The sequence below is a fragment of the Roseibium marinum genome (genome assembly GCF_002906165.1).
GTDB lineage: Bacteria > Pseudomonadota > Alphaproteobacteria > Rhizobiales > Stappiaceae > Roseibium > Roseibium marinum.
In genome coordinates this window covers 309198-333879 of record NZ_PPCN01000003.1, presented here as the reverse complement: position 1 = coordinate 333879, position 24682 = coordinate 309198, and the positions used below count along the sequence as shown (strand labels likewise).

The window sequence follows — 24682 nt, the reverse complement described above, 5'->3', positions numbered from 1 at the left end:
TGAAAAAATTCCTTTTTTTAATCAGAATCTTGGTCCCGGCCCGGGTCCAGGCGAGGATTTGGGGCAAGTCCTTTCAGATACGGATTCCCGAATTTCTGCCTTCCTGCTGTTCCGGCAGGCTGTTGCGGCCTTAAACGACCGGAAGACAGATCGTGCCGCGGCCAGCAAGCGTCCGCGGCAGAAGTCAACCTTGCAGGTTTTCCTGCAGAAATGTGCGCACCGATGCGGCCGGGCGTCCGATCAACCGCTCGAGCATCGGATCGGTGGCGGCGAATTCTCCAGCCCGTGCGGCCAGGAAATAGCCCATCATGATCTCCACCGCACGTTCCGGCATGCCGCCTGCCCTTGCACCCGCCATCCAGGCCTCATCGTCCACCACATCGCGTGTCACCGGTTTACCCAGGGCACCGGAGGCCAGTGCGGCGAGACCGGCAAGATCCAGCGCCTGCCCGGCGGCAAGGGGCGGCGTTGGGCCATCGACCTCCTCAACGCCCGCCAGCATGGCAGCATCGGCCGTGGCAAGGTCGTCATGCGTGGTCCAGGCAACCTTGCCGTCCTGCGGGACTGCAAGCAGCCCGTCCGCAAAGCCCCGGGCATTCATCATAAGTGCGCTGGCGGCATAGAAGCCGTGGCGAAGGGCGGTCCAGGCCAGTCCGGATCCCTCCAGCATGCGCTCCGTTGCCGCGTGATCGCGTCCGGGTGGAAACTGCGAGGCTTCAGAGGCGGAGACCTGGCTCGTGTAGAGCAATCGTTCGGCGCCAACCTGCTTTGCAGCGGCTATCGCAACGCTGTGCTGCGCGAGCGGATCGCCGCCGGTGGCGGCCGCGTTGGAGGAAACCAGCAAAATCCGCTCGGCGCCGTCGAAGGCGGTCAGCAGGCTTGGGAGGTCCGTGTAGTCGCCGCGCCGCACCCGGACGCCGAGGGCGGACAGATCGCGCGCGCGCTCCGGGTCCCGGACGCTGACCCCGATCCGGCCTGCGGGCACAAGAGAGAGAAGATGTTCGACGATCCTGCGGCCAAGCTGGCCTGTAGCGCCTGTGACAATCAGCATGATGGTGTTCCGTTCCCTGGCTGAACAAAGAGAGAGAAGCGCTCCAGACGACAGCCTCGATATGCGTTGCCGAACCACTTCCGCTGACCAGAATGACTGTTTCCTGGTGATTGATAATCCGGCGCATTCCAAATACTCTGTTCTCTATGGCGAACAATCGTGATGACCCGAGCCTCGATGACCTTTCCATCCTGCTTTCCGTGCTGGAAGAGGGCGGGTTTCGCGCCGCGTCAAAGCGGCTCGGGATTTCTCCGTCGAACGTCAGCGAGACCGTTTCACGGCTCGAGGCACGGCTCGGAGTACCGCTTTTGCTGCGGACGACACGCAGTGTCATGCCGACCGAGTCCGGGCGCAGCCTTGCCGAACGCATCACTCCGCTGATTGCGGAAACACGGGCAGCTCTCGCCGATGCGGCAAGCTCCAAAGGCAAGGTCAGCGGCAGGCTCACGCTCAACGTGCCCGGTGCGGTCGTGCCGGATGTTCTGCCGCCCATCATCGACCGTTTTCTGCTGCTTCATCCTGACGTGAAGATCGAACTCGTGGTCGAGAACAGTCTGGTGGACGCCATCGCCAAGGGGTGCGATGCGGGTATCAGATATGGTGAGCAACTGGCGCAGGACATGATTTCCGTGCCCATCGGCCCGCGCTCTCAACAGCTTGCGCTTGCCGCCGCGCCCGCCTACCTCGCGGCTCGCAACGTCCCTTGCGAACCGGACGAACTGCTCGATCACGATTGCATCCGTTACCGCCTTCCCAGCGGCCCTTTGTTGCCGTGGGAGTTGCGCAAGGGCAAGGAGGCGATAACGGTCGACCCGCGGGCGCGCCTGATTCTCAGCGTGAATTCGGTGCATACGGCGATAATCTACGCCCGCCTCGGACACGGAATTATCCGGACCTTCCGGAACTGGCTCGAAGATGACTTCGACGCAGGAACGCTGCGGCCCGTGCTGCAAGACTGGTGGCCGACGCTCGACGGTCCGCGCCTCTACTATCCCGGCCGGCTTGTGCCGGCACCGCTTCGAGCCTTCATAGAACTGGTCGCGCGGGAACGGCCGCCAACATGACCGGTCCCGACAAAACCCTCAAGCCCGGGCATTCGGCTGGTTTTCGGGACTACTGCGCTGCGGTGACGGATTGGGTTGCGGCCTGGGCGGCCTCGGGTGCCGGAAACGGATCCAGCCAGTAAACTTCCATGAGACCGCTGCGGCCGCGCAGATGATGCGCCCCGACCGGCCGGTGGTTACGCTCCAGGGGAAGCTGCCCGATGGTATCGGCGCTTGCCAGGATGATCACCTCGGGGCTTCCGGGAGCTTCCTTGCCCAGTGTCTGCAGGCGCTCGGCCGCATTCACCGTATCTCCGACGACCGTGTAGTTCCAGCGGTCGAGCGCGCCCACATTGCCCACAACCGCCTGCCCGGTGTGAATGCCGATCCGCAGGGACATTTTCGGGCGGCCATTCTCCTCAGCCGACTCGTTGGCCATGCGAAGAGCCGAGGCGATCCGGCGGGCGGTCCTTACCGCCGCTTCGGCATGATCGGGCCGCGCGTCCGGGGCGCCCCAGAAGGCCAGCATGCCGTCGCCCAGGAACTTGTCGACCGTGCCGCCCTCCCCTTCAACGGCTTCCACCAGAATGGCAAAATGATCGTTCAGAAGCCGCGCCGTTTCTTCGGCGGACAGATGTTCGGACAGGGCTGTGAAACCGACAATATCGGTAAATACAATCGTCAGCTCCGCTTCCCGTGCTTCGGCCGCGTCCCCGCCGCCAAGACGCATGAGTTTGATGAACAGCGAGCGCGGCACATAGGTGTTCATGGCCTTCAGGCCTTCCACCATTGAGTTGAACGCCACGGCGACCTGATCGACTTCCGCAACCCGGCTGCGCGGCAGCGGCTCGACTTCATTCAGGGACAAGGTTCCGACCCGCTGTGACTGAATGGCGAGGTTGCGCAGTGGTTTTGCGACCCTCCGGCCCAGCCAGAAGGCGATCAGAACGGAGACCACCAATGCGCCGAGGCCGACGAACATCGACCCCGCCAGCCGCGTGACTTCCCGGGAGATGGCCGCGCCGCGATAATCGCGATAATACCGCCCGATGATCCACGGCTTGTCGCTGAAGCCCTCGACGCTGGCCTTCATCATGATGAACTCGTTTTCATCGGCTGTCTCGACGACAAATACGCCGATACCGCGATCAGCGGCTTTCTTGAATTCATCAAGCGGCTGTTCGTTCGCCATGGCGGCAAGCACCGGGTCTCCCGCGGATTGCCAGGAAGCCGGGAGCTTGTTCTTTATGCTTCCTCCGGACTGCAGCCAGTCCTCGTCGGAATGCATGATGACCTGACCGTCGCCGGAAATGATGAAGACAGTATTCTCAGCCCCCTCATCCTGGGCGGTGACGATGTGAGCCAGGTCTTCCATGGAACTGGCCGCGGTCAGAATGCCGACGACCCCGCCATCCCGGACGAGCGGAACCGAAACATTGGCAAACAGACCCACTTCGTGCTGTACGAGCGGCCCCCACTTCGGCGGGCTGTCCGCCGCGAGCTGGGGAATTTCATGCATGTCCATGCCCGGTGGCGGCACGTCCGATTCGATCCGCCACAGTTTTCCCGACGGCGACCGGTACAAACCGATCCGTCTGCCCTCCGGATCGGTTACCGCCAGCGTACTCACATCGGTATTGGAGTTCAGGACGATCGCGAGGTCTTCCAAGGCCTTATCCGGGTTTTCGAACCCGATCTTGCCGTCGTCAAAATAGGGCTTCAGTCCGACAACCACGTTTTCCAGGGACCTGAAATGCGTGCGAAGCTGTGCTTCGAGCGCTTCGGTACTCAGTATGGCCTTGTCGTTGAGAAGCGAAAAAGTATTGCGGTAATTCGCCGAGCCGGACAGGCCCAGGACGAGGCCGATGGCGATTGCCACGAAGGCACCGAAACCAACCCCGACGATAATCGTCAAAGGCCACTTCATGCGCCGTCCTGTGCGTAACCTGATCGCCATCGGGCGGTGTCCTTATCTTAATTGGAGCATCCGGCGTTCCGTTGAACGCAGACACGATGCTCCAACACTCTAAAAGTCGATCAATTTCAGATCCGCAATCGATTCCGACTGGAAGTCTGTCGATCCAAAAGGCAGCTTACCTGCCAAAGAGTTGGCATCAAATTAAGGCAAATTCCGCAAGCAACGTATCTGAACGGTTTAAAATTGTATCAGGACCGGGCCGGCACCAGTTTACGCAAGGCAAGATCCTGCAGAAGTATGATTGTCTTGGCGTCACAGATCTCTCCGGTACGAATCATTTCCAGCGCCTTTGAGAGCGGTACGTGAAGGACTTCTATGTCCTCCCCTTCCCGTTTCTCGCCCCCGCCTTCGGAAACCTTGTCGTTCAAATGGTATGTGCCGGCGAAAAAACAAAGGTATTCTGTCACTGATCCCGGGCTCATGTGGACATCGAAGAGATGTTCCAGGCGGGAGACGTCGAAGCCGGTCTCCTCGATCAGTTCCGCCCGCATCCGGTCCTCCGGGTGGGCGCCTTCCAGCAGGCCCGCCGGCGTTTCGATCAGGAAAGGGTCCTTGCCGCTCAACCACACCGGCAGGCGGAACTGCCGGGTCAGCAGAACACAATCCGTGTCCGGATTGTAAAGCAGGCAGGTTGCGCCGTTCCCCCTGTCATAGGCTTCGCGGGTCTGTTCCTGCCAGGTTCCGTCCCGGCGCCGGAACCTGAATCTGTATCTGGTCAGTGTTCCCCAGTCGTCGGAAAGGACGCTGGTCGCCAGGATTTTCAGGAACTCCGGTTCAGCCATGATGTCACCCAGATTTCAGATTTCGAGGACGCCCCGCGGGGAATATGCCCGGCCGGCGGGTCAATCGGACATGTCTGGATCGTCGCCATCGGGTGCCAATCCGAGCTCGGCCAGAATCTCCTGCGTATGCTCCCCGAGCGCGGGTGCCGCGCGCTCCAGAACGAGCGAAGCGTTCCTGAAACGGATCGGCGTGCGAACCGAGGCGACCGAACCGCCCGCGACCCCACCCGCCGGAAGTTCGACCTTCAGGTCCCTGTGCCTCACTTGCGTATCGTTGAAGACATCTTCCACCGAATTGATCGGCCCGGCGGGCACGCCTTCCAGCTCCAGCGCCTCCAGAAGATCGTCGCGCATCCGCGACGCGGTCTGCGCGCACAGAAGCGGAACCAGCTCCGACCTTGCCGCGACCCGGGCGGCATTGGTGGCGAATTTCGCCTCTTCCGTCAGCTCCGGCAGGCCGAGCACGCCGCATAGACGCCGGAACTGGCCGTCGTTGCCGACAGCGATGATCAGATGGCCGTCCCTTGCCGGAAAAACCTGGTAGGGCACGATATTCGGATGGGCGTTGCCAAGCCGCTTGGGGGATTTTCCGGAGACAAAATAATTGAGCGCCTGATTGGCGAGAACGCCGACCTGGGTGTCCAGAAGCGCCATGTCCACCCATTCGCCCTCGCCCGTTTCATCGCGCCGCCGCAGCGCGGCGAGAATTCCGACGACGCCGTAAAGACCGGTGAAGATATCGGCGAAGGCAACGCCGACCTTCTGCGGGTCTCCCTCCGGCTCGCCGGTCAGGTCCATGATCCCGCCCATGCCCTGGATCATGAAGTCGTATCCCGCGCGGCGGGCATAGGGTCCGTCCTGACCGAATCCGGTGATCGAGCAGTAGATCAGCTTCGGGTTGATGTGCCGCAGGCTTTCATAGTCCAGCCCGTATTTGGCAAGTCCCCCGACCTTGAAGTTCTCGATCAGGACGTCCGCGTCCGCGACCAGCCTGCGAACGATCGCCCGGCCTTCATCGGTGCGGAAATCGACCGCAATCGAGCGCTTGCCGCGATTGCAGGCATGAAAATAGGCCGCGTCCCGGTCCTGCCCCGCCTCGTCCTTGAGAAAGGGCGGCCCCCAGCCTCTGGTGTCGTCCCCTTGCGGGCTTTCGACCTTGATCACATCCGCGCCCAGATCGGCAAGGGTCTGCCCCGTCCAGGGGCCGGCCAGAATCCGGGCGAGTTCGACAACCTTGATGCCCTTGAGCGGCGCGGTCATGCACGGATCCTCGGATTTCAGACTTCCGCGGCCTTGCGGTAGATATGATAGCGGCCCTGATGAATGCCTTCCGGTTTCTCAAGGGATTCGAAATTCGACAGATGAAGCTCGAGCGCTGTCAGAACGTATCCACCGACAGCCATGCGCTCATTTACCAGCGGTTCGAGCCAGTCGACGATGGCAAGATCGTTGGTCGGATCCGCGGAGCCGATATCGATATGGGCAAAGGACGCCCTGGCGCCGACACGGGGGCCACAAAAGGCAAGCGTGTCGCGAATGTCGCCCAGGATCATGTGCTCGGCATCCGGCGCGCAGCTCGGATGACAGTTCATGGCCAGATCGAACACGAAGATCTCCTTTGCCGGATAGATTTCCCGCAGGTGATCGTAGGTGCGGCCGTTGCCCAGGCCCAGTTCGAGGACAGGTCCATCGACTTCGTTGACCTTGTCGACCAGATATTCCAGCAGGATTTTCTGGGAGGTCATGCGGCGGATAAAACTGTCCAGACGGCTCATTAAGAAGGTTCCTGTTGCTGACAACGCCTCTCACATAGACAATGCCTTGCGCAAGGTCAAAGCCGTCTCTGACAATTCGCTGTTACGGTTTCCCGGCTACCCGTTGGCCATTCCGGGGAAACTGGACTTTGCCACAATCACCGATCATGCTAACGGCTGTTGTTCCGGCCCGGCCCTCGCGCACCGGTCGCCGCAATCCGTTTGCCCAATTTGCTTCAGGAGACATCGATGCGTTCCGAAACGGCGCCGGCTATCCGGCTGGAAGACTACCGACCGCCTGCCTACCGCATCGACAAGGTTCATCTGAACGTTCTGCTCGAGCCGGCGGCCACGAAGGTCACGGCCACTCTGTCGTTCGCCAGAGCCGCAAGCACGGAAGAAGGCACGCCTCTGGTTCTCGATGGCGATGAGCTTACCCTGACCGGCCTGAAACTGAACGGCGAGGACCTGCCGCAAACCGCTTATGCCGCCACTCCCGACCGGCTGGAAATCCAGAACCCGCCGGCCGCGCCTTTCGAGCTGACCATAGAGACCGAAATCAATCCGGACACCAATACCAAGCTGATGGGGCTTTTCCGGTCCTCGCGAACCTTTTGCACCCAGTGCGAGGCGGAAGGCTTCCGGCGCATCACCTATTTCCTGGACCGGCCCGACGTCCTTGCGGTCTATACAACGCGCATTGAGGCGTCGAAAGCGGAATGCCCTGTGCTGCTCGGCAACGGCAACCTCGTGGAAACGGGCACGGTCGACGGGACGGACCGTCACTATGCCCTCTGGCACGACCCGCATCCCAAACCGGCCTATCTGTTCGCCCTGGTTGCCGGAGATCTCGCACAGGTCCCGGACCGGTTCACCACGGCCTCCGGGAAGGAAGTCGCGCTCAACATCTATGTGGAGCATGGCAAGGAGACCTTGTGCGCCTGGGCCATGGATTCGCTCAAGCGCTCCATGCGCTGGGACGAAGAGGTCTTCGGCCGCGAATACGATCTGGACGTCTTCAACATCGTCGCCGTGTCGGACTTCAACATGGGCGCGATGGAGAACAAGGGCCTCAACATCTTCAACGACAAATATGTGCTGGCCGATCCGGAAACCGCGACCGACCAGGACTACGCCAATATCGAGGCGGTGATCGCGCACGAGTATTTCCATAACTGGACCGGCAACCGCATCACCTGCCGCGACTGGTTCCAGCTCTGCCTCAAGGAAGGCCTGACGGTGTTCCGCGATCAGGAATTTTCCGCCGACATGCGTTCGCGTCCGGTCAAGCGCATCGCCGATGTGAGCCTGCTGAAATCCCACCAGTTCCCGGAAGACGCCGGACCGCTGGCCCATCCCGTGCGGCCGCGGCTCTATCACGAAATCAATAACTTCTATACGGCCACCGTTTACGAGAAGGGCGCCGAAGTCGTGCGTATGCTCAAGACCCTGCTGGGCGGCGAGGAATTCCGCGCGGGGCTCGACCTGTACTTTCAGCGACATGACGGCGAGGCAACGACCATCGAAGCGTTTCTGGCGTGTTTTGAAGATGCCGCCGGCATCGATCTCAGCCAGTTCGCCCTGTGGTACGATCAAGCCGGCACGCCGGTGGTGACTGTAAAGACGCACCATGATCCCGAGCGCCAGACCTTTTGCGTGTCGCTCTCCCAGGAAATCCCGCCCGTGCCGGGACAGAAGTCCAGCAAACCGGCGGTCATCCCGCTTCGGTTCGGTCTTCTCGGGCCCAATGGGGAAGATATGGAGATAACGGCCCCGGCGGAAGGGGCCCGGATTGCCGGCGACGTCATTGTGCTTGAAAAGGCTCAGCAGGAAGTGACGTTCCGCAATATTCCTTCCGCGCCGGTGCTGTCGCTGCTGCGCGACTTCTCGGCGCCTGTCCGCCTCGATCACAAACTCACGCTGGAGGAGCTTCAGTTCCAGGCAGCCCAGGACAGCGACCCCTTCAACCGCTGGCAGGCGGTCCAGACCCTCGCCATGCAGGACCTCGTCCGGCTGGCGGGACTAATCCGGAAGGGTCAACCCGGTGTGCCTTCCGAGGATGTCATTCGGGTCTTCGGATCCGTGCTGTCGGACATGTCCCTTGACGCGCAGCTCAAGGCCCAGGCCCTCACCCTGCCGAGCGAAGCCGATATCGCCCAGGAGATCGGCAAGAATGTCGATCCGGATGCCGTCCATGCCGCCCGGCGGCTGCTCCGACAGGCCGTTTCCCGCCAGCACGGCGATGCATTTCTCGCCGTGGTGACCGGTTTGTCCGGCGATGGTGCGTATTCCCCGAATGCCGCAGCGGCCGGGAAACGCGCCCTGTCCAACCGGGCACTTTACTATTATGCGGCCACCGGTTCCCCTGACGCAGCCGAACTGGTCTGGGAGCGGTTCTCCGCCGCCGACAACATGACGGACCGGCTGGCGGCGCTGACCCTCCTCGTCCATGACCACATGCCCCGGGAAACGGAGGCCCTCGACCGGTACAAGGCGCGGCACGAGACAAATTCGCTCGCCATGGACAAATGGTTCATGGTTCAGGCAACGGCACCGGGAGAGGAAACGCTGGCGAAGGTCCGCGCCCTGATGAGCCAGCCGCTTTACGATGCCGGCAATCCGAACCGGGTACGCGCATTGCTGCAGTCCTTCGCCACCGGAAACCCTACCCAGTTCGCCCGTGCCGACGGAGCCGGATTTGAGCTGATTGCCGAATCGATTCTGGAGATCGACAAGCGCAATCCCCAGGTCGCCTCGCGCCTCCTCACCAGTTTCCGCTCCTGGCGAGCCCTTGACCCACAACGATCTGCCCTTGCTGAATCTGCCCTCCTGAGGGTTTCTTCATGCGAAGATCTGTCAAGAGACAGCCGCGATATCGTCGACAGAACACTGCAATAGTGAGCAATACTGTGAGAAGTTAACGCAAGATCAGCAAAAGCGGATCGGCGTTAACCATTTTCTTCTTTGCCGGGGCTGGACAAAAACAGACGTTTTGATTCAAATGAAAGTGATTCGGGGTACGCTCCGAGGCGGCGGAATTTGAGGCACACTTCCCATGGCGCGAGCATTGGCTGGCGACGCAATTGAGCGGCGCGGCGAGAAGGAGTCGGACAGCAAGACAAGCGCAAGCCAGACGGGCTTGCCTTTGCAGCCTCTGTTTGCGTCCCTTCTGGAAAGCCTTGCCCGCACGGACGGTTTCATGCGGCGCGCCATTCCCGCCCTGGCAATCGTCTTCATCGTCATACTGGCGATGTTCCGTGCCGGCGAACTGATCAAGAGCTTTTCCGAAACCCGGCAAACCGCGCAAAGCACGCTCAGCCTCATGGCGACCGTCGTCGCCAACAGTCTTGGCGATGCCGAAACCACTCTGCCGGAAGCCGGTTACAGGACAACGCTGAAACGCAATCTCGCCGACAGCCTGCCGGCCGGTGCGACCAGCAAGGGCCGGATTTTCCTGGTCACGGATGAGGCGGGAACGATCGTGGCCTCGGCACCGCCCCAACCGGATCTGGAAAGCCGTCCAATCACCGATATTCTCGGCCCGTCGCAGCCCCTGACCGTTTTCGGAGCCCGGGCTGGCGTACTGCCGGTTCCCGCCGACATCGGCGGCAGCGATGGAGACGAACAGGTGCTTGCCACCGTTCATCACCTCGACGGCCGTCTTGGCATGGTCGCCGTCCTGCAGCCGGAAAGCCACATCTATGTCGACTGGCGGGACGAGCTTTCGACGAATGTGACGCTCTTTGTCGGCACCTCGCTGGTTCTGCTGGCGATGATCTACGGTTTCTTCAGCCAGGCGACACGCGCCGAGGCCGCGGATGAGATGTATGCCGCCACGAGGGCCCGGATCGACACCGCCCTCACCCATGGACGCTGCGGACTTTTCGACTGGGACCTGTCCAGGGGCCGGATGTTCTGGTCGTCTTCGCTCTATGAACTTCTTGGCCGGGAGCCCAAGGACGACATCCTGAGCTTTGCCGACGTCGCCGACATTACCCATCCGGACGACATCGACCTGCTTGGTCTTGCCGAACATCTGCTTGAAAGCGGCGAAACGCTTGTCGACGAGACGTTCCGGATGCGCCACGCCGACGGCAGCTGGATCTGGCTGCGCGCCCGGGGCGAGATCCAGTCCGAGCCGGGCCGGGCGGAACCGCATCTGATCGGCATCTGCATCGATATTACCGAACAGCACCGGCTGGCAGAACAAAGCCGGATGGCGGACCTGCGCCTTCGCGATGCGATCGAGACGATTTCGGAAGCATTCGTTCTCTGGAACCACAGAAACGAACTGGTGATCTGCAATTCCAACTACCAGTCGCTGCACAGCCTGCCGAGTTCGGTGATCAAGGCGGGAACCCCTTACAATGACGTGATGGCCGCCGCCTCAAACGCGGAAGTCGCGCCGCAGCCGGTCACCGTCACCCAGCGCGGCGGCGCGCCGGACGGCTCCTATGAGGCGCAACTGGAAGACGGCCGCTGGCTGCAGATTTCCGAGCGCCGCACCAAGGACGGCGGTTTCGTTTCCGTTGGCACCGATATCACCGCGCTGAAAAAACACGAGGAAAAGCTGCTGGAGTCGGAAAGACGGCTGAAAGCCACTGTCACCGACCTGCAGAAATCCCGCCAGACGCTGGAAGTCCAGGCCCGTCAACTCGTGGATCTGGCGGACAAGTATCAGGAAGAAAAGACCCGTGCGGAAGCGGCCAACAAGGCGAAGTCCGAGTTCCTGGCCAATATCTCGCACGAGCTCAGAACCCCCCTCAACGCCATCATCGGCTTCTCGGACATCATGACCCAGGAAATGTTCGGGCCGATGGGCACCGAGCGGTACAACGACTACTGCAAGGACATCTATTCCTCGGGCACCTACCTGCTCAACGTGATCAACGACATTCTCGACATGTCCAAGATCGAAGCCGGCCGGATGAGCATCGAAACGGAAGCGGTCAATGCTTCCGCCGCCGCCGAGGACGCGAGCCGGATCGTCACGGGAGCCGCCACGGAAAAGAACATCACCGTGAACACCGATCTGGCCGCGGAAATCTGCGTCCAGGCGGACAAGCGGGCCCTGAAGCAGATCCTGCTGAACCTGCTCGCCAACGCGGTGAAATTCACCCCCGACGACGGCACTGTTACACTCAGGGCGCGCCCGCGCGGCGACAAGCTGCGCTTCGAGGTGAGCGATACCGGCATCGGCATCTGCGAACGGGACATCGAACGTCTCGCCCAGCCGTTTGTTCAGGTGGAAAACCAGTTCACCAAGACCCACCAGGGCTCCGGCCTCGGTCTTGCCATCGCGCGTTCCCTGGTCGAGCTGCACGGCGGCACTCTGACAATCCAGTCGGAAGTCAGGAAGGGCACGACAGTCAGCTTCACGCTGCCGCTGGCGGACCCGGACGCTGCCTGACCCGGTGACGCCGGCTTTCAGGACAGTTCAGAATCTTCAGGTTGGGCGTCTCCCGGTCAGTCGCCTGTTTATTCGGTATTCCAGCCAGCTTGCCCGAGGCGTCTGTTTCCAAATACATGTGAATCAAGTGTTAAAAATCACTTGAACCCCGTCATTTCCGCGGATTCGCGGTTGCGGCATGCAAGTTTTTTGTTTCTACCTGTCTTATCAAGAGTTTGTGTCTTTGGGGAGGGCCCTGCGTCACGCGCTCATACTGGAGCCAAGCGGCTTAGCCACCGACTATCGAATGCAGGCAGGAACCGATGTCCTTCTCACCGATCCGTTTTCCGCGGAATGTCAAAAGTCTCTCCGCCGCATTTGTTCCCTGCGCATCGCGACAGCGCCGCGCAACGCTGCTGCTGGCAACGGCTCTGACCGGCAGTCTCGTTCTGTTATTGGCCCCGATGTCGCCTGCCCTGGCCACGATCGATATCATCGACGGCTCGAGCGAAACGGTCATCGGCAGTGGCGCCGGGGCCCCGGGCACGCTGGGCCACCCGTGGGCGAATGGCGGGGCGATCACCATTGGCGATAGCGGCACAGGGTCGGTGGCCGTTTCGGCCGGCGGCGAGGTCACGAGCGCTGGCGGGTCTCTCGGCAAACAGGTCGGTTCCGTGGGAACAATCACTGTGGACGGGGCCGGGTCTCAATGGCTCAACAGCGTCGACCTCGGCGTTGGCGAGCTGGGCACGGGGACACTGACCATTACCAACGGCGGCAAGGTCACGACCGTCCTCGGGCAGATTGGCAACCAGGCCGGTTCCGAGGGAACGGTGACAGTGACCGGATCGGGGTCGCAATGGGTCACCACCACAGGTGTCAATGTCGGCAATCAAGGCACGGGCACGCTGATGGTTTCCGACGGCGGCAAGTTCAGCGGCGACGACTTCGATATCGGGTGGCTCACGGGCTCGACCGGCACCGCGACCGTCACGGGTCAGGGCTCCCTCATCAAGGCGGCCAACGGGTCCGTTCTGGGCAATGACGGCTCGGGAAGCCTGACACTCGCCGGCGGCGGCGAAATGACCCTTAACGAAGGCAGCGGCACGCTGAGCGTCGCAAAAAACGGCGGGTCCTCAGGCACGCTGAACATCGGCGCGGCATCGGGCAGCGCGGCGGCCGCGGCCGGAACGCTCAACGCCGATACCGTGGCCTTCGGCAGCGGCACCGGCAAGATCGTGTTCAATCACACCGGCACCGGTTACACCTTCGATGCCGACATCACCGGCAGCGGAGCCCTCCTCAACGAGGCCGGTGTGACAAAGCTCAGCGGAGACCTGTCAGGTTTCACCGGGACCACGACGATCACCGGCGGCACCCTTGCCTTCAACAGCACCTTCACCACGGCGATCACGGTCGCCAGCGGGGGAACCATCGGCGGCACGGGAACGGTGAGCAGTTTCTCGCTGTCGTCCGGGGCCACCGTCGCGCCCGGCAATTCCATCGGCACGCTTAATGTAGCGGGAGATGTCAACTTCGTCTCCGGCTCCACTTACGCGGTAGAGGTCGACAAGGACGGCAACGCCGACAAGCTGGCGGCCACCGGTACGGTGACCATCGACAGCGGCGCCAAGGTCACAGTGGATGCCGAAAACGGCACGGACGACGGTTCGACCTACAATACCTCGACCACCTACACGATCCTGACCGCAGGCACCGGTGTCACCGGCACCTTCGGCTCCGTCAGCGAGAACTTCGCCTATCTCGACGCCGCGCTCGGCTATGGCGCCAACGCGGTCACCCTGACACTGACACGCAACAGTTCCGGTCTGGCGTCCACGGCCAATACGGGAAACCAGCGCGCAACGGCCAATGGTGTCGACAGCCTGGGTTCGGGAAATACCGTCTATGACGCGGTCGTCGTGCTCAGCGGGGCGGACGCAAGGAAGGCTTTCGACAGTCTTTCGGGCGAAGTCCATGCCTCCGCAAACACGCTTCTGGTTCAGCAAAGCCGCTTTGGCCGCGATGCCGTCGGCGAACGCATTCGCGGCGCCTTCGACGGGCTGGCGGCCGGCGATCTGCCGATGATCGCCTTCAACGGACCCGGCGAGGCGCCGGACAGCTCCGTGGGCGTCACCGCCTGGGGCAAGGCCTACGGCAGTTGGGGCGAGACCGGCGGCAACGGCAACGCGGCACAGGTGGATCAAACCAGCGGCGGTTTCTTTCTCGGTCTCGATGCGGACATCTTCAACGGCTGGCGCGCCGGTATGCTGGCCGGTTATGGCAAAAGCAGCTTCGACGCCGATGCCCGCGCCTCGTCGGGAGATGCCGACAGCTATCAACTCGGCGCCTATGCCGGCCGCCGGTTCGGCGCGATTGCTCTGCATCTTGGCGCCGGTTACGCCTGGCACGATGTCTCCACGACGCGCAATGTCAGCGCGGGCACGCTGACAAATACCCTGCGGGCCGACTACGCGGCCTCCACCGCGCATGTCTTCGGTGAAGCAGGTTATATGTTCGAGACGCCGTTCGCCCGTATCGAACCCTTCGCGGGGGCCGCCCTTATCCACCAGCACAGCGACGGCTTCACCGAGACCGGCGGTGCGGCGGCACTCACCGTTGCCTCGACGTCGCAGACCCTGGGCACCACCACGCTTGGCGTTCGGGCGGAAACACAGATCGCCGCCACCGGCGCGTTCGACGCCGCATTATTCGGCAGCCTCGGCTGGCGTCACGCCGTCGGCGATCTCGATGCGGCTTCGACGATGCGGTTTTCCGGCGGCGATGCGTTCGAAATCTCCGGAACGCCACTCGACCGTGACGCCGCCCTGATCGAGGCCGGCCTGAACCTCGGCTTCAGCGACAGTATCAAGGGCTCCCTCAGCTACAACGGCGAACTGGGCGCAACCGCTCGCGATCACGGCATATTCGCCAGGCTTTCGGCACGGTTCTAGGGTCTGGGACAATAAGGATTTGGTCGAGGTTTGGATGCAAAACGCCCAGTTCAAGAAGCAAGGTCGCAGGAAGGGTGTTCCCTTTCAAGACATTGGGACGCTGAAATGGGCGTTTTGCGCCAAATCTCTTCGAGACGCTGCGGATTTCGGTCCCGACTGCGTCGGAAAGCCCTTGTGGTGGGCGGCACCACTGCGGACTTTCCTCCTGTTCGGACACCGAAATCCGGCTCGCGCCGCTCCCCAAACCTAATTGGCCACAGACCCTAGAGAATGTCGCGTTGAATTGAGAAAATCGCCCGAACGCATTTACTATGTAAAAGCAGCTGTGGACGCCTTCCTGAAACTCATGTCTCCGATTGGACGCGACAGGCTCTAATTTACCGGCGGAGGTGGCGGCGGAGCATTCAGGATGGGGTTGCCTTGCGTTTCCGGGTGTTCGGTGTCCAGGCCCGCTAGCCGGAAGATTGTCTCCACCCGCTGTTCAAACTCCATCTTCTGCGCCATGTTCCTGACGGAATCGACTTGCTTCTTCTGTTCCCCGGCAATGTCCAGATGCATCCCGTGTCTCGGATTGGCGTTCTGGAACCTGCTGAGGTCGATACCGGCCCTGCTGAAATCCTGGCTCATCTCTTCGGGAAACTGAGTGCGCTCCAGCGCGGTGAAAATGAGGATTGCCCGGTACATTCCGAAGCTCTGACCGTCTGTCTCGCCGGCTTCGAACCTTTGGCTGTTCGGCCTTTCCGGGTGAATGTCCGGCGGCTCGGCGCCGTGTCCGATGCCCGTTCCGACTGACGCCACCAGTTTGGGAAGTTCCGACCCGAAGTATCTCAGGTTTCTTTTCTTGTACTTGGTGATGATCCTGATGACTTCCTGGCGTGTTTCCCTGTCTTTGCAGTAGACAAGGACGGTGTCGGACTTGACCGCACCGGGTGCTGCGACTTTCGCGCTGGTGACACCGGGCAGATGCCAGATCTTCTTCAGGATCGCACTGAACGCATTCGCCCTCGTCGGCTCCTTGAGATTCACATAGACACGTTCGGTGCACCGGGGCATCGGACGCTTCTGAAAATGGATGAATGCGCCGACCCAGTCTCTCGGTTCCGGGAAATCTGCAAGATCCCTCATTACGGTCACTTCGTTGGTCTGGCACAGGTATCTGATACGCCCTTCAAGCTTGTTGTGCAGTTTCCTGTAGAGCGTTCCGGAGAAGGTGGTCATCGTCCTTTCAGTGATACGCTTGCCGGCGGTCGCGCCGCAGATGTAGCCATAGATCTCCCTGACCGCCCGGTTGCCTGGCGACATATGCGTCTGTCCTTTCGGCCGACCTGTGGCCCGGGCCTTTTCCATCAGTTCCGCCCGTCTCAACCAGGCCCAGTCCACAATGTTCTTCAAGTCCCGATGCAGCGCCATTTGATCTCTCCGTGCACTTCGCCTGAAGCGAATATGGAGGATCGGGCCAGCACTTCCCTGTGCCGCGCGTCACCGCGCAAGCACGCGCCGGTCTTTTTCCGAAGGGTCGTTCCGGTCAGCGGAATATCCGGACCCGACCCGGATCCGGAACTCCTGTCTTGGGCAGTCGGATTCTTGCGGGATCAGTTGCGCCGATGACCACGCGGCGGTGGCGGCGGTGGCGGCGGCGGCATTTGGCCCGCACGATCGTTGTCGAACGTCACATTGGCCTGGGTATGAGGATGGACGACCGAGAGGCCGGCCAGTCTGAAGAGTTCCTCGACCCGGCGTTCGAAATCCTGTTTTTGCTGCATGAAGACCTTTTTGCCGTTGAACGCATGCCGGGGGTTGGGGTCAAATCTTACTTCTTCCGGAAAAACGTCCGTTCCAGCGCAATGAAGATGAGCGACGAGCGATAAAGACCGAAGCTCTGCATTACATCGTTTGCTCCGTTGAACGTCTGGCTGTTCGGGCGAAACGGTTGCCGCCTCGGCGGCTCGGCACCGAAGCCGATGCCGGGCTTGCCGGTCTGAGCGACCATCTTCGGAAGCGCCGAACCGAAGCGGTCGAGACGGTGCCTCTGGTATTTCTTGACCTTTCTGAGGACCTCGTCCCGCGTGGCGGCATTCCTGCAATAGACGACGACGGAATCCACAGCTTCCCGGCCGGAAACGGCGACCTTTGCCGTGAGGACCCCGTCGAGCTCCCAGATCTTCAGCAGGATGCCGCCGAAGGTCCTGCCGCGCAGCGATTCATTCAAGTTGATGTAGACCCGCTCGAGACACGAACCGCCATAAGGCTTGTTGAAATGAACAAAGCCCCCTTTCATATCGCCGCGGTTTCTCAGAAGGCTGAGTTTGTCCAGTTCGACCCAGCGCAAAGAGCCCTGCAACATCAGCTCCGGTTTGGGCGTGAGCTTCGCATCCACTCGATGAATGAGTTCCTCGACGAATATCTCGACAGCCCTCGGATCCTCATCGACCTGTCCGGTGCGCTCGATGGTACCGTACTGCTTTTAGATCTTGTCGATTCCGGGATTGTTGTACTGTAGCATTCCATTGCCGCCCTGGGCAGGCGCAAGTTCCATATGGGTTTGCCCCTTGGGCCTGCCGGTGTGGGCAACGGCGACGCGAAGGATCTCCTCCCAATGCTGCCACGTCCAGTCCACCAATTCCCTGAGTTCACGATGAAAGGTCATGTTGCCGCTCCAGCCGACAACCGATGTCAAAAGGCTTTGATCGTGACCCGTTTCGCTTCGCCGGCAGAGTACGCTGCGCGAGCCCTCGCCCGTCGGCAGGACGCGGGCCGCCGGTGCGGCCGGATGAGACACAATCAACATTCCCAGATTTAAGGAAAATCCCGGCGCATTCCTGTGCCGCGCGTCACCCTGCTCGCATCGAGGCGACTCTCGAGCGCTCCGCGGCGGCGCGATATGCTCAATGTGAAAAGTCCGGCAGCCCTGTGACGAAGGCTGAGCGGAAAGCGTCCGCTCAGCCTTCGTCGGGCTGCACCTTCCCGACCAGGCGCTCGAATGCCGCCCTTACCTGCGATTGAAGATCGGCGAGTTCCGTTTCCAGACGGGTGAAGGTGGGACTTCCCGAGACCTGAACCAGGAGGTTGAGAACGCCGCCGGGCGCCTCCGCCGGGACAAATTTTCCGGTGAGGGTCAAACGCAGAACCTGGGTCAGGCGCTGATAGAGCCGCAACGCCTCCAGCAGCAGTTCGGCCTCGCCGATGTCCAGGCAGCCGGCATCGCGCAGGAATTCCAGCGCCTGTTCGGTTCCCTGCGCCAGCACGGCCGGGTTTTCCCCAGCGTGCGCAAGCTGAAGGCACTGGGCGATGAATTCGATGTCGACCAGACCACCTGCGACCTGTTTCAGGTCCCAGATGTCTCTTGTTCCCTTTTCCTTTTCAATCCGGGCGCGCATCGTTCGCACATCGTCGGCAAGCTTCTTCCTGTCGCGCGGTTGCGTGAGTGTCCTGCAGATATTTTCGTAGATCTTCTGGCGGAACTCCTGAGACGTGGAGGCGATCACCCGGCCACGGGTCAGGGCCATGTGCTCCCAGGTCCAGGCGCTCTTTTCCTGATAGTCGAGGAAGCCGTCCAGATTGGTCGCCAGCGGCCCGGCATTGCCGGACGGACGCAGCCGGAAATCGACTTCGTAGAGAGAGCCCTCCGCCGTCGGCGCGGACAGGGCGGTGACCAGGCGCTGCGTCAGGCGGGTGTAATACTGGGAGATCGCCAGCGGCCGCTTGCCATCGGACATCTTCGCGTCCGGCGGGGCCTCGTAGAGCAGGATCAGGTCGAGATCCGAGGCAGCGGTCATTTCCCGGCCACCCAGTTTCCCCATTGCAAGCACGGCGACATTCCCGCCCTCAACCTTGCCGTGGCTCTCCCCGACATGGTTCATGACCTGCGTCAGGATACGGTCAACCACCACCTCGGCCAGCCGGGCCAGAGCGAAGCCGACCCTGTCGGCGGACAGCGTATCGGAAATCAGACGCAGGCCGATCAGAAACTGCTGTTCCTGAGTGAAGATCCTCGCACGGTCCAGGGCCTCTTCGTAAAATCTTGCCTGGGCGAGCGTCCGGTCCAGGCCGGTGCGAAATTCCTCGACGCTCGGCATCGCGCCGAAAAAGGCCGGATCCAGCACGGCATCGAGCACATGCACCCGTTTGGAAACCGTCTCGGCCATGCGCGGCGCGGCGCCCATGGTGGTGGCGAGAAGCGTCAGGAGGTGCGGGTTGGATTTCAGCAGGGCAAAGAGCTGCACGCCCGCCGGCAATTTCGCCAGAAAACTGTCAAAGGACCGCAGCGCCGCGTCGGCGTTTTCGGTGGCGGCCAGAGCCCCGAGAAGGGTGGGATGCAGTTCCGTGAGCCGTTCGCGCGCCTGGGACGAGCGGGTGCAAGGGTAGCGTCCGAAATGCCATGATTTGACAATGGCGGCGGCGTCCGCCGGATTTTTGAAGCCGAGCCCGGACAGCGTTTCCAGCGTATTCGGGTCATGGTCGTCGCCGGTAAAGACAAGGTTGCCGAGTTCGGACGACAGAGCCGGTTCATCCTCGAAAAGCTCCGCGTAATGATGCTGGACCTTGCGCGCGTGTTCCAGGAACACCGTTTCAAAGGCCTCAAGGCTGCCGAAACCCATCAGGGCCGCGACCCGCGTCACACCCTCGCGATCCTTGGGCAGAAGCTGGGTCTGCTCGTCGTTCAGCATCTGGATGCGGTGTTCGACATTGCGCAGGAACCGGTAGGCCTGCCCCATCTCGTCGCGCGCTTCCGGGCGGATCCAGTCCGCCTCGCAAAGCGCGTCCAGCATGTCGAGCGTCCGGCGGCCCCGGAGGGCCGGATTGCGGCCGCCGGCGATGAGTTGCTGTGTCTGGACGAAGAATTCGACCTCGCGGATGCCGCCACGACCGAGCTTCACATTGTGCCCTGCCACGGCAATGACGCTGTGGCCCTTGTGCATGTGGATCTGGCGCTTGATCGACTGCACATCCGCGATAGCCGCGAAGTCGAGGTATTTGCGCCAGATAAACGGGACGATCTCCTGCAGGAATTCCTCGCCCGCCGGAATATCGCCCGCGCAAGGCCGCGCCTTGATCAGCGCCGCGCGTTCCCAGTTCTGGCCGAGGGACTCGTAGTAGACCAGCGCCGCGGGAACAGACATGGCCAGGGGCGTCGCCCCGGGATCGGGCCGCAGGCGCAGATCGGTCCGGAAGACATAACCGTCGGCGGTTCTGTCCTGCATGATCTTGACCAGGCGCCGGGTCAGCCGGACGAATTCCACCGGGGCTTCCGCCGTGCCCGCCATGGGGGCCTTCTCCGGATCGTAGAGAACGATCAGATCGATGTCGGAGGAATAATTCAGTTCGTTGGCGCCGTGCTTGCCCATGGCGAGCACGATCAGGCCGCTGTCTCTCTCCGGTCTTTCGGGATCGAACGGATTGAACTTGTTGCGGCGGGCAAGATCGTCCAGGCAGAACCGGATCGCGGCCGTGAGCGCCGCATCGGCAAAGCCGGCAAGCGCCCCGGTCACCAGGTCGAGATCCGCCGCCCCGCAGACATCGGCAAGACCGAGGGTCAGGGCAAGGTCCTGTTTCAGCAGCCTCAGAGCCTGCATGATGCCGGCCTCGTCCTCGGCCCGCGCCTGCGCGGCATCGGCCAGAATTCGCCCGATCCGGGTTTCGGGAGCTTCCTTCAGAATTTCCAGTAGCCTTGGCGGATCGGCCAGCATGAGATCGCGCAGGAAAGGCGTGTTGCCAATAATGCCCGTCAGGAAGTCCTTCAGATCCGGCTTGGCCTGCAAAAGCGCGCCGAGAGCGGCCCCCGCTTCCGCGTTCGCGAAAAGGTCCTTCAGGAAAAGTTCCGCGTGAACCGGATTGGGAGCGACCGGAACCACGGAAATGCGATCGGCGAGAACGCCTTCTCCACCGTCACCTTGCAAGTGACTGCCTTGCTTTTTCGGATGTCCTGCCCCGTCCATCACCATGCCCGTCACCGACCGTTGCCAAATCGATCCGTGCGGAAAGGCCCGGACCCTCATTGTTGAAGTGCAATTCTCCGCCATGTAAGCGTGCCACCGCCTTGACAAGGCTCAAGCCCAGGCCCGTGCCCGGTTCGGACCGGCTTTCCTCCAGGCGGACGAAACGTTCCTTGACCCGATCCTGGTCCTTACGCGGAATTCCAGGACCATTGTCCGTGACAGTGAGAACGACGCGGCCGCCCTCCTCCTTGCCGGACAGGCGGATCAGCAGTTCCCCGTTTTCCGATCGGCCGTATTTGAGTGCGTTTTCAATGAGATTCACGAGGACCTGGCTGATCAGGTCCTTGTTGCAGTCGGCCTTGAGACCCACGGGCACATCCGTTTCAAGCCGGCCACCTTCATCTTCGATCAGGGGTTCGTAAAGCTCGGCGATCTCCGCGACCAGTTTGTCCAGATCCGCCGTCCCCATGACCGATCCTGGAGCGGTGGATTCAATCCGGGCGATCCTTAGAAGCGCGTTGAAGATGCGCAGCAGATTGTCGGTTTCCTCGAGCGTGGCTTCCAGCGCGGCGCGATATCCCGCTTCCCCCTCCGCTTCACGCAATACGGTCTCGACGCGGGTCCTGAGCCGCGTCAGCGGGGTCTTGAGGTCATGGGCTATATTGTCGGTCACATCCCTCATCGACTGCATCAGCAGTTCGATCCGCTCCAGCATGGCGTTGAGGCTGACGGCCAGCCGGTCGAATTCGTCCTCATTTCCCGCCAGCGTCAGCCGTCTCGACAGATCGCCGTTCATGATCGTGCGGGCGGTGGCGGAGATTTCGTCGATGCGTTTCATCACCCTGCGGCTGACGAACAGCCAGGTGATCGCCGCCATGATCACAACCAGGATCAGCCAGAGCCGGAGCCCGTTGGCCAGAAGATTGGAAAACAGCAACTGGTCGCCGAGATCCCGGCCCACGAGCAGACGGAAACCGCCCCGCAGCTCGAATATGCGCACCATGGCCTGGCGTTCGATGTCTTCCGTATCCTGACCGAGGCGCGTATAGCGCACCCTGCGCAGTCCGCCATCGGCTTCTTCCAGCACGATGGTCGGCAGGCGGGCGATGTTCCCGGCCAGAGCGTTGCCGGCGAAATCCACCAGCAGGTAAAGGCTGGCGTCGGGGTGGCGGGAGCGGCGATCGATGGTGTCCACCAGATCGCGCAGCCCTCCGCGCACGTAGATATCGGACAGCCCCTTCAGTTCCGCGTCGACGGTCTGGACAACCTGTTCCGACATCAGCGTGTCGGTGCTGTCGGAAATATAAAACAGCAGAAATCCGGACATCACCGTGAAGACGGCAAAATACAGCAGCGACAGCTTGAAAGCGGTCGTTCTGGTGAACCTAGTAAACCGTGTCACGGATCGTGTATCCGGCGCCGCGGATCGTATGCAGGAGCGGTGTGTCAAATCCCTTGTCGATCTTGCCGCGAAGCCGGGAAATATGGACATCGATCACATTCGTCTGCGGATCGAAGTGATATTCCCAGACGTTTTCCAGCAGCATCGTGCGGGTGACCACCTGGCCCGCATGCTGCATCAGATATTCCAGCAGGCGAAACTCGCGCGGCTGGAGAGGAATGTCCGTCTCGCCGCGCCGGCAGGAGCGGGTCATGCGGTCGAGCGTCAGATCGCCGACGGTATAGCTCGTTTCCACCTGCTGGGTCGATTTCGGCCGGCGGGCCAGAGCCTCGACTCGGGCCTGAAGCTCGGTGAAAGCGTAGGGTTTCGGCAGGTAATCGTCGCCTCCGGCCTGAAGACCCTTGACGCGGTCGTCCACCTGGCCAAGCGCGGAAAGGATCAGGGCCGGGGTGTGGTTGTTTTCCCGGCGCAGTTCCTGAATGAGCAAAAGCCCGTCCAGTTTCGGAAGCATCCGGTCGACGATGAGAATATCGTAGCTGCTGTCGACGGCCATTTGCAGCCCGGTCTGTCCGTCCGCCGCCTGATCGGCCGTATGGCCGAGCTCACTCAGGCCCTTGACGAGATAGCCGGCAGCTTCGGGATCATCTTCAATAACGAGAATTCTCAACATACCCCCCTTTTACCTTGAGTTGTGTCGGAATAACAATGGCCGGCGGCGGCTTGGGATGTGAGGCGCCGCCGCCAGCCATTCAGGGTTCTGTATGCTGAACCCAAGGCAAGGACCGGTCCGTCGGGGTTTGGGGCAGAGGGCGGACCGGCCCTGCCATACAGGTCCCGGCTCTTGCGAGCCGGTCCCCGATCAGGCGAGGTTCATGGGAAGGGCCACGAACCGTGTCGTTTCGTTGGTTTCAACCCGGAACAGGACCGCCTTGCGGCCTTCCTTTTCGGCCTTTTCAAGAGCCTTGAGGACATCGGCGGGGCTGGCGACCTTCATGCCGGCGACTTCCAGAATGGCATCGCCGATATTGAGGCCTTTTTCCGCCGCCGGGCTGTCCGGGTCGATCTCGGCGATGAAAACGCCCTCCCCTTCAAGGCCGGCTTCTTCCCTGGTCATCAGCACGAGGCCGAGTTCGTCCAGGCTGGTTTGGGTCTTTTCAGTCTGCGGTGCCGCAGCGGCCTGCTCCTTTTCCTGCAAGCGGCCCAGCGTGACCGTGACGTCCTGCTCCTTGCCATCGCGCCAGATCGTCACGTCGATGCTTGTGTCCGGATCGTAAGTGGCGATGATCCTGGAAAGCTCGCGCGGGCCTTTCACGTTGGTACCGTCGACGGCCAGGATAGTGTCGCCCGAGCGCAGGCCAGCCTTCTCGGCCGGGCTGTCTTCCTGCGCTTCCGCGACAATCGCGCCGCGGGCCTCATCGAGGCCAAGGCTTTCGGCGATGTCATCGGTGACGTTCTGGATCTGAACGCCCAACCAGCCGCGGACGACGGTTCCGTCATCCTTCAGCTCCATGATGACATCTTGCGCGGTCGAGGCCGGAATAGCGAAGGCGATACCGACATTCCCCCCGGAGGGCGAGAAGATCGCAGCGTTCACGCCGATGACTTCCCCGTGCATGTTGAAGGCCGGACCGCCGGAATTGCCGCGGTTCACTGGCGCATCGATCTGAATGAAGTCGTCGTAGGGACCAGCGCCGATATCACGGCCGCGCGCGGAGACGATACCGGCCGTAACGGATCCGCCAAGACCGAAGGGGTTCCCGATGGCGACGGTCCATTCTCCGACCTGCGGTGCCTCCTTGGCAAACTCGACATAGGTGAAATCCTTGTCGCTTTCGACCTTGAGCAGCGCCAGATCCGTACGCTTGTCCGCCCCGATCAGGGTTGCGGAAAATTCCTTGCCGTCCTGATCGATGACCGTGAACTCGGTCCCCTTGTCGATCACGTGCTGGTTGGTGACGACATAACCGTCTTCGGAGATGAAGAAGCCTGAGCCCTGCGACATGCCGTACTGACGCGGTGCGCGGCGCTGGTTCTCTCCCTCTTCGCCATCGCGGCCGCCGAATTCCCGGAAGAACCGCTCGAACGGATGCCCCTTCGGAAGTCCCTTGAAGAATTCCTGGGAGTTGTCCTTGCCGCCGAAGTTCATCATGCGCGGCTCGACAGCCTGCTTCACCTGAACGCTGACAACGGCCGGGCTGACAGTGCGAACAACCTCGGAGAAGTCCGTCGGCGCCTGTGCATCGACACGAACCGCATCGGCCAGCGCGAACTGACCGGGGACAATGGTTTGCACACTCATGAGACCGGCGGCACCGAGTACAACCGCACCCGCCATCAGCTTGGCGCGGTGGGACCGCAAGAGAGAGACTGAGCCACGATTTTTCATATTTTTT

The 24682-nt window shown here is 61.7% G+C and carries 17 protein-coding genes; 4 read left to right on the top strand and 13 right to left on the bottom strand.

The window, feature by feature from the left end; translation table 11 throughout:
• Positions 1 to 184: 184 nt before the first annotated feature.
• Positions 185 to 1051: an NAD(P)H-binding protein gene (locus CLV41_RS10595; protein ID WP_103222285.1), complete on the bottom strand. Its 867-nt coding sequence runs from the start codon at positions 1049 to 1051 to the stop codon at positions 185 to 187.
• 146 nt (positions 1052 to 1197) lie between these two features.
• Here CLV41_RS10595 and CLV41_RS10590 point away from each other — a divergent pair, with 146 nt between their 5' ends.
• Positions 1198 to 2115 carry a LysR family transcriptional regulator gene (locus CLV41_RS10590; RefSeq protein ID WP_103222284.1) on the top strand — a complete coding sequence of 306 codons (918 nt, stop codon included), beginning with the start codon at positions 1198 to 1200 and terminating at the stop codon, positions 2113 to 2115.
• A gap of 49 nt (positions 2116 to 2164) precedes the next feature.
• On the opposite strand, the gene CLV41_RS10585 is transcribed toward CLV41_RS10590, so the two are convergent.
• From CLV41_RS10585 to CLV41_RS10570, 4 genes are all read right to left on the bottom strand, one after another.
• Positions 2165 to 4021, bottom strand: a complete 1857-nt coding sequence (locus CLV41_RS10585) for an adenylate/guanylate cyclase domain-containing protein (protein WP_208987427.1) — start codon at positions 4019 to 4021, stop codon at positions 2165 to 2167.
• Positions 4022 to 4260: 239 nt separating this feature from the next.
• Complete coding sequence (locus tag CLV41_RS10580) at positions 4261 to 4854, bottom strand: NUDIX domain-containing protein (RefSeq protein WP_103222282.1); 594 nt, start codon at positions 4852 to 4854, stop codon at positions 4261 to 4263.
• A 60-nt stretch (positions 4855 to 4914) separates the two neighbouring features.
• On the bottom strand, positions 4915 to 6114 hold the full coding sequence (locus CLV41_RS10575) for a CaiB/BaiF CoA transferase family protein (RefSeq protein WP_103222281.1): 1200 nt from the start codon (positions 6112 to 6114) through the stop codon (positions 4915 to 4917).
• Positions 6115 to 6131: 17 nt separating this feature from the next.
• Positions 6132 to 6629, bottom strand: coding sequence for a class I SAM-dependent methyltransferase (locus tag CLV41_RS10570; RefSeq protein ID WP_103222280.1), 498 nt, complete (start codon positions 6627 to 6629; stop codon positions 6132 to 6134).
• A gap of 228 nt (positions 6630 to 6857) precedes the next feature.
• Between CLV41_RS10570 and pepN the strand changes: the two genes are divergently transcribed.
• The 3 genes from pepN to CLV41_RS10555 all read left to right on the top strand — a co-directional run bounded on the left by pepN (position 6858) and on the right by CLV41_RS10555 (position 14951).
• Positions 6858 to 9506 (top strand): aminopeptidase N, encoded by a 2649-nt coding sequence (gene pepN / locus CLV41_RS10565; protein WP_103222279.1) that lies wholly within the window; start codon positions 6858 to 6860, stop codon positions 9504 to 9506.
• A 157-nt stretch (positions 9507 to 9663) separates the two neighbouring features.
• Entirely contained in the window at positions 9664 to 12018 is a 2355-nt protein-coding gene (locus CLV41_RS10560; protein WP_103222278.1) for a PAS domain-containing sensor histidine kinase, read from the top strand.
• Positions 12019 to 12320: 302 nt separating this feature from the next.
• Positions 12321 to 14951: an autotransporter outer membrane beta-barrel domain-containing protein gene (locus CLV41_RS10555; protein WP_103222277.1), complete on the top strand. Its 2631-nt coding sequence runs from the start codon at positions 12321 to 12323 to the stop codon at positions 14949 to 14951.
• Positions 14952 to 15323: 372 nt separating this feature from the next.
• Here CLV41_RS10555 and CLV41_RS10550 read toward each other — a convergent pair whose 3' ends face one another.
• The 8 genes from CLV41_RS10550 to CLV41_RS10520 all read right to left on the bottom strand — a co-directional run bounded on the left by CLV41_RS10550 (position 15324) and on the right by CLV41_RS10520 (position 24675).
• The gene (locus CLV41_RS10550) at positions 15324 to 16361 is read right to left on the bottom strand and encodes a T3SS effector HopA1 family protein (RefSeq protein ID WP_103222276.1); all 1038 of its coding nucleotides are present in this window, start codon (positions 16359 to 16361) and stop codon (positions 15324 to 15326) included.
• Between the two features lie 182 nt (positions 16362 to 16543).
• On the bottom strand, positions 16544 to 16714 hold the full coding sequence (locus CLV41_RS27745; RefSeq protein ID WP_170107161.1) for a hypothetical protein: 171 nt from the start codon (positions 16712 to 16714) through the stop codon (positions 16544 to 16546).
• A 47-nt stretch (positions 16715 to 16761) separates the two neighbouring features.
• Complete coding sequence (locus CLV41_RS10545) at positions 16762 to 17328, bottom strand: hypothetical protein (protein WP_103222275.1); 567 nt, start codon at positions 17326 to 17328, stop codon at positions 16762 to 16764.
• Between the two features lie 87 nt (positions 17329 to 17415).
• On the bottom strand, positions 17416 to 17730 hold the full coding sequence (locus CLV41_RS10540) for a hypothetical protein (protein WP_146048550.1): 315 nt from the start codon (positions 17728 to 17730) through the stop codon (positions 17416 to 17418).
• Between the two features lie 160 nt (positions 17731 to 17890).
• On the bottom strand, positions 17891 to 20893 hold the full coding sequence (locus CLV41_RS10535; protein ID WP_208987426.1) for a bifunctional [glutamine synthetase] adenylyltransferase/[glutamine synthetase]-adenylyl-L-tyrosine phosphorylase: 3003 nt from the start codon (positions 20891 to 20893) through the stop codon (positions 17891 to 17893).
• Positions 20838 to 22289: a sensor histidine kinase gene (locus CLV41_RS10530; protein WP_103222273.1), complete on the bottom strand. Its 1452-nt coding sequence runs from the start codon at positions 22287 to 22289 to the stop codon at positions 20838 to 20840. The genes CLV41_RS10535 and CLV41_RS10530 overlap by 56 nt, the downstream gene beginning before the upstream one ends.
• A complete protein-coding gene (locus tag CLV41_RS10525; RefSeq protein ID WP_103222272.1) occupies positions 22273 to 22959 on the bottom strand; it encodes a response regulator transcription factor in 687 nt (228 codons plus the stop codon). Before CLV41_RS10525 ends, CLV41_RS10530 begins: the two co-directional genes overlap by 17 nt.
• A gap of 189 nt (positions 22960 to 23148) precedes the next feature.
• The gene (locus tag CLV41_RS10520; RefSeq protein ID WP_103222271.1) at positions 23149 to 24675 is read right to left on the bottom strand and encodes a Do family serine endopeptidase; all 1527 of its coding nucleotides are present in this window, start codon (positions 24673 to 24675) and stop codon (positions 23149 to 23151) included.
• Positions 24676 to 24682: the final 7 nt, after the last annotated feature.

Coding starts and splice junctions, on each gene's coding strand:
- CLV41_RS10595 (WP_103222285.1), bottom strand. CDS start 1,051: ATGCTGATTGTCACAGGCGCTACAGGCCAGCTTGGCCGCAGGATCGTC.
- CLV41_RS10590 (WP_103222284.1), top strand. CDS start 1,198: ATGGCGAACAATCGTGATGACCCGAGCCTCGATGACCTTTCCATCCTG.
- CLV41_RS10585 (WP_208987427.1), bottom strand. CDS start 4,021: ATGAAGTGGCCTTTGACGATTATCGTCGGGGTTGGTTTCGGTGCCTTC.
- CLV41_RS10580 (WP_103222282.1), bottom strand. CDS start 4,854: ATGGCTGAACCGGAGTTCCTGAAAATCCTGGCGACCAGCGTCCTTTCC.
- CLV41_RS10575 (WP_103222281.1), bottom strand. CDS start 6,114: ATGACCGCGCCGCTCAAGGGCATCAAGGTTGTCGAACTCGCCCGGATT.
- CLV41_RS10570 (WP_103222280.1), bottom strand. CDS start 6,629: ATGAGCCGTCTGGACAGTTTTATCCGCCGCATGACCTCCCAGAAAATC.
- pepN (WP_103222279.1), top strand. CDS start 6,858: ATGCGTTCCGAAACGGCGCCGGCTATCCGGCTGGAAGACTACCGACCG.
- CLV41_RS10560 (WP_103222278.1), top strand. CDS start 9,664: ATGGCGCGAGCATTGGCTGGCGACGCAATTGAGCGGCGCGGCGAGAAG.
- CLV41_RS10555 (WP_103222277.1), top strand. CDS start 12,321: ATGTCCTTCTCACCGATCCGTTTTCCGCGGAATGTCAAAAGTCTCTCC.
- CLV41_RS10550 (WP_103222276.1), bottom strand. CDS start 16,361: ATGGCGCTGCATCGGGACTTGAAGAACATTGTGGACTGGGCCTGGTTG.
- CLV41_RS27745 (WP_170107161.1), bottom strand. CDS start 16,714: ATGCAGCAAAAACAGGATTTCGAACGCCGGGTCGAGGAACTCTTCAGA.
- CLV41_RS10535 (WP_208987426.1), bottom strand. CDS start 20,893: ATGGTGATGGACGGGGCAGGACATCCGAAAAAGCAAGGCAGTCACTTG.
- CLV41_RS10525 (WP_103222272.1), bottom strand. CDS start 22,959: ATGTTGAGAATTCTCGTTATTGAAGATGATCCCGAAGCTGCCGGCTAT.
- CLV41_RS10520 (WP_103222271.1), bottom strand. CDS start 24,675: ATGAAAAATCGTGGCTCAGTCTCTCTCTTGCGGTCCCACCGCGCCAAG.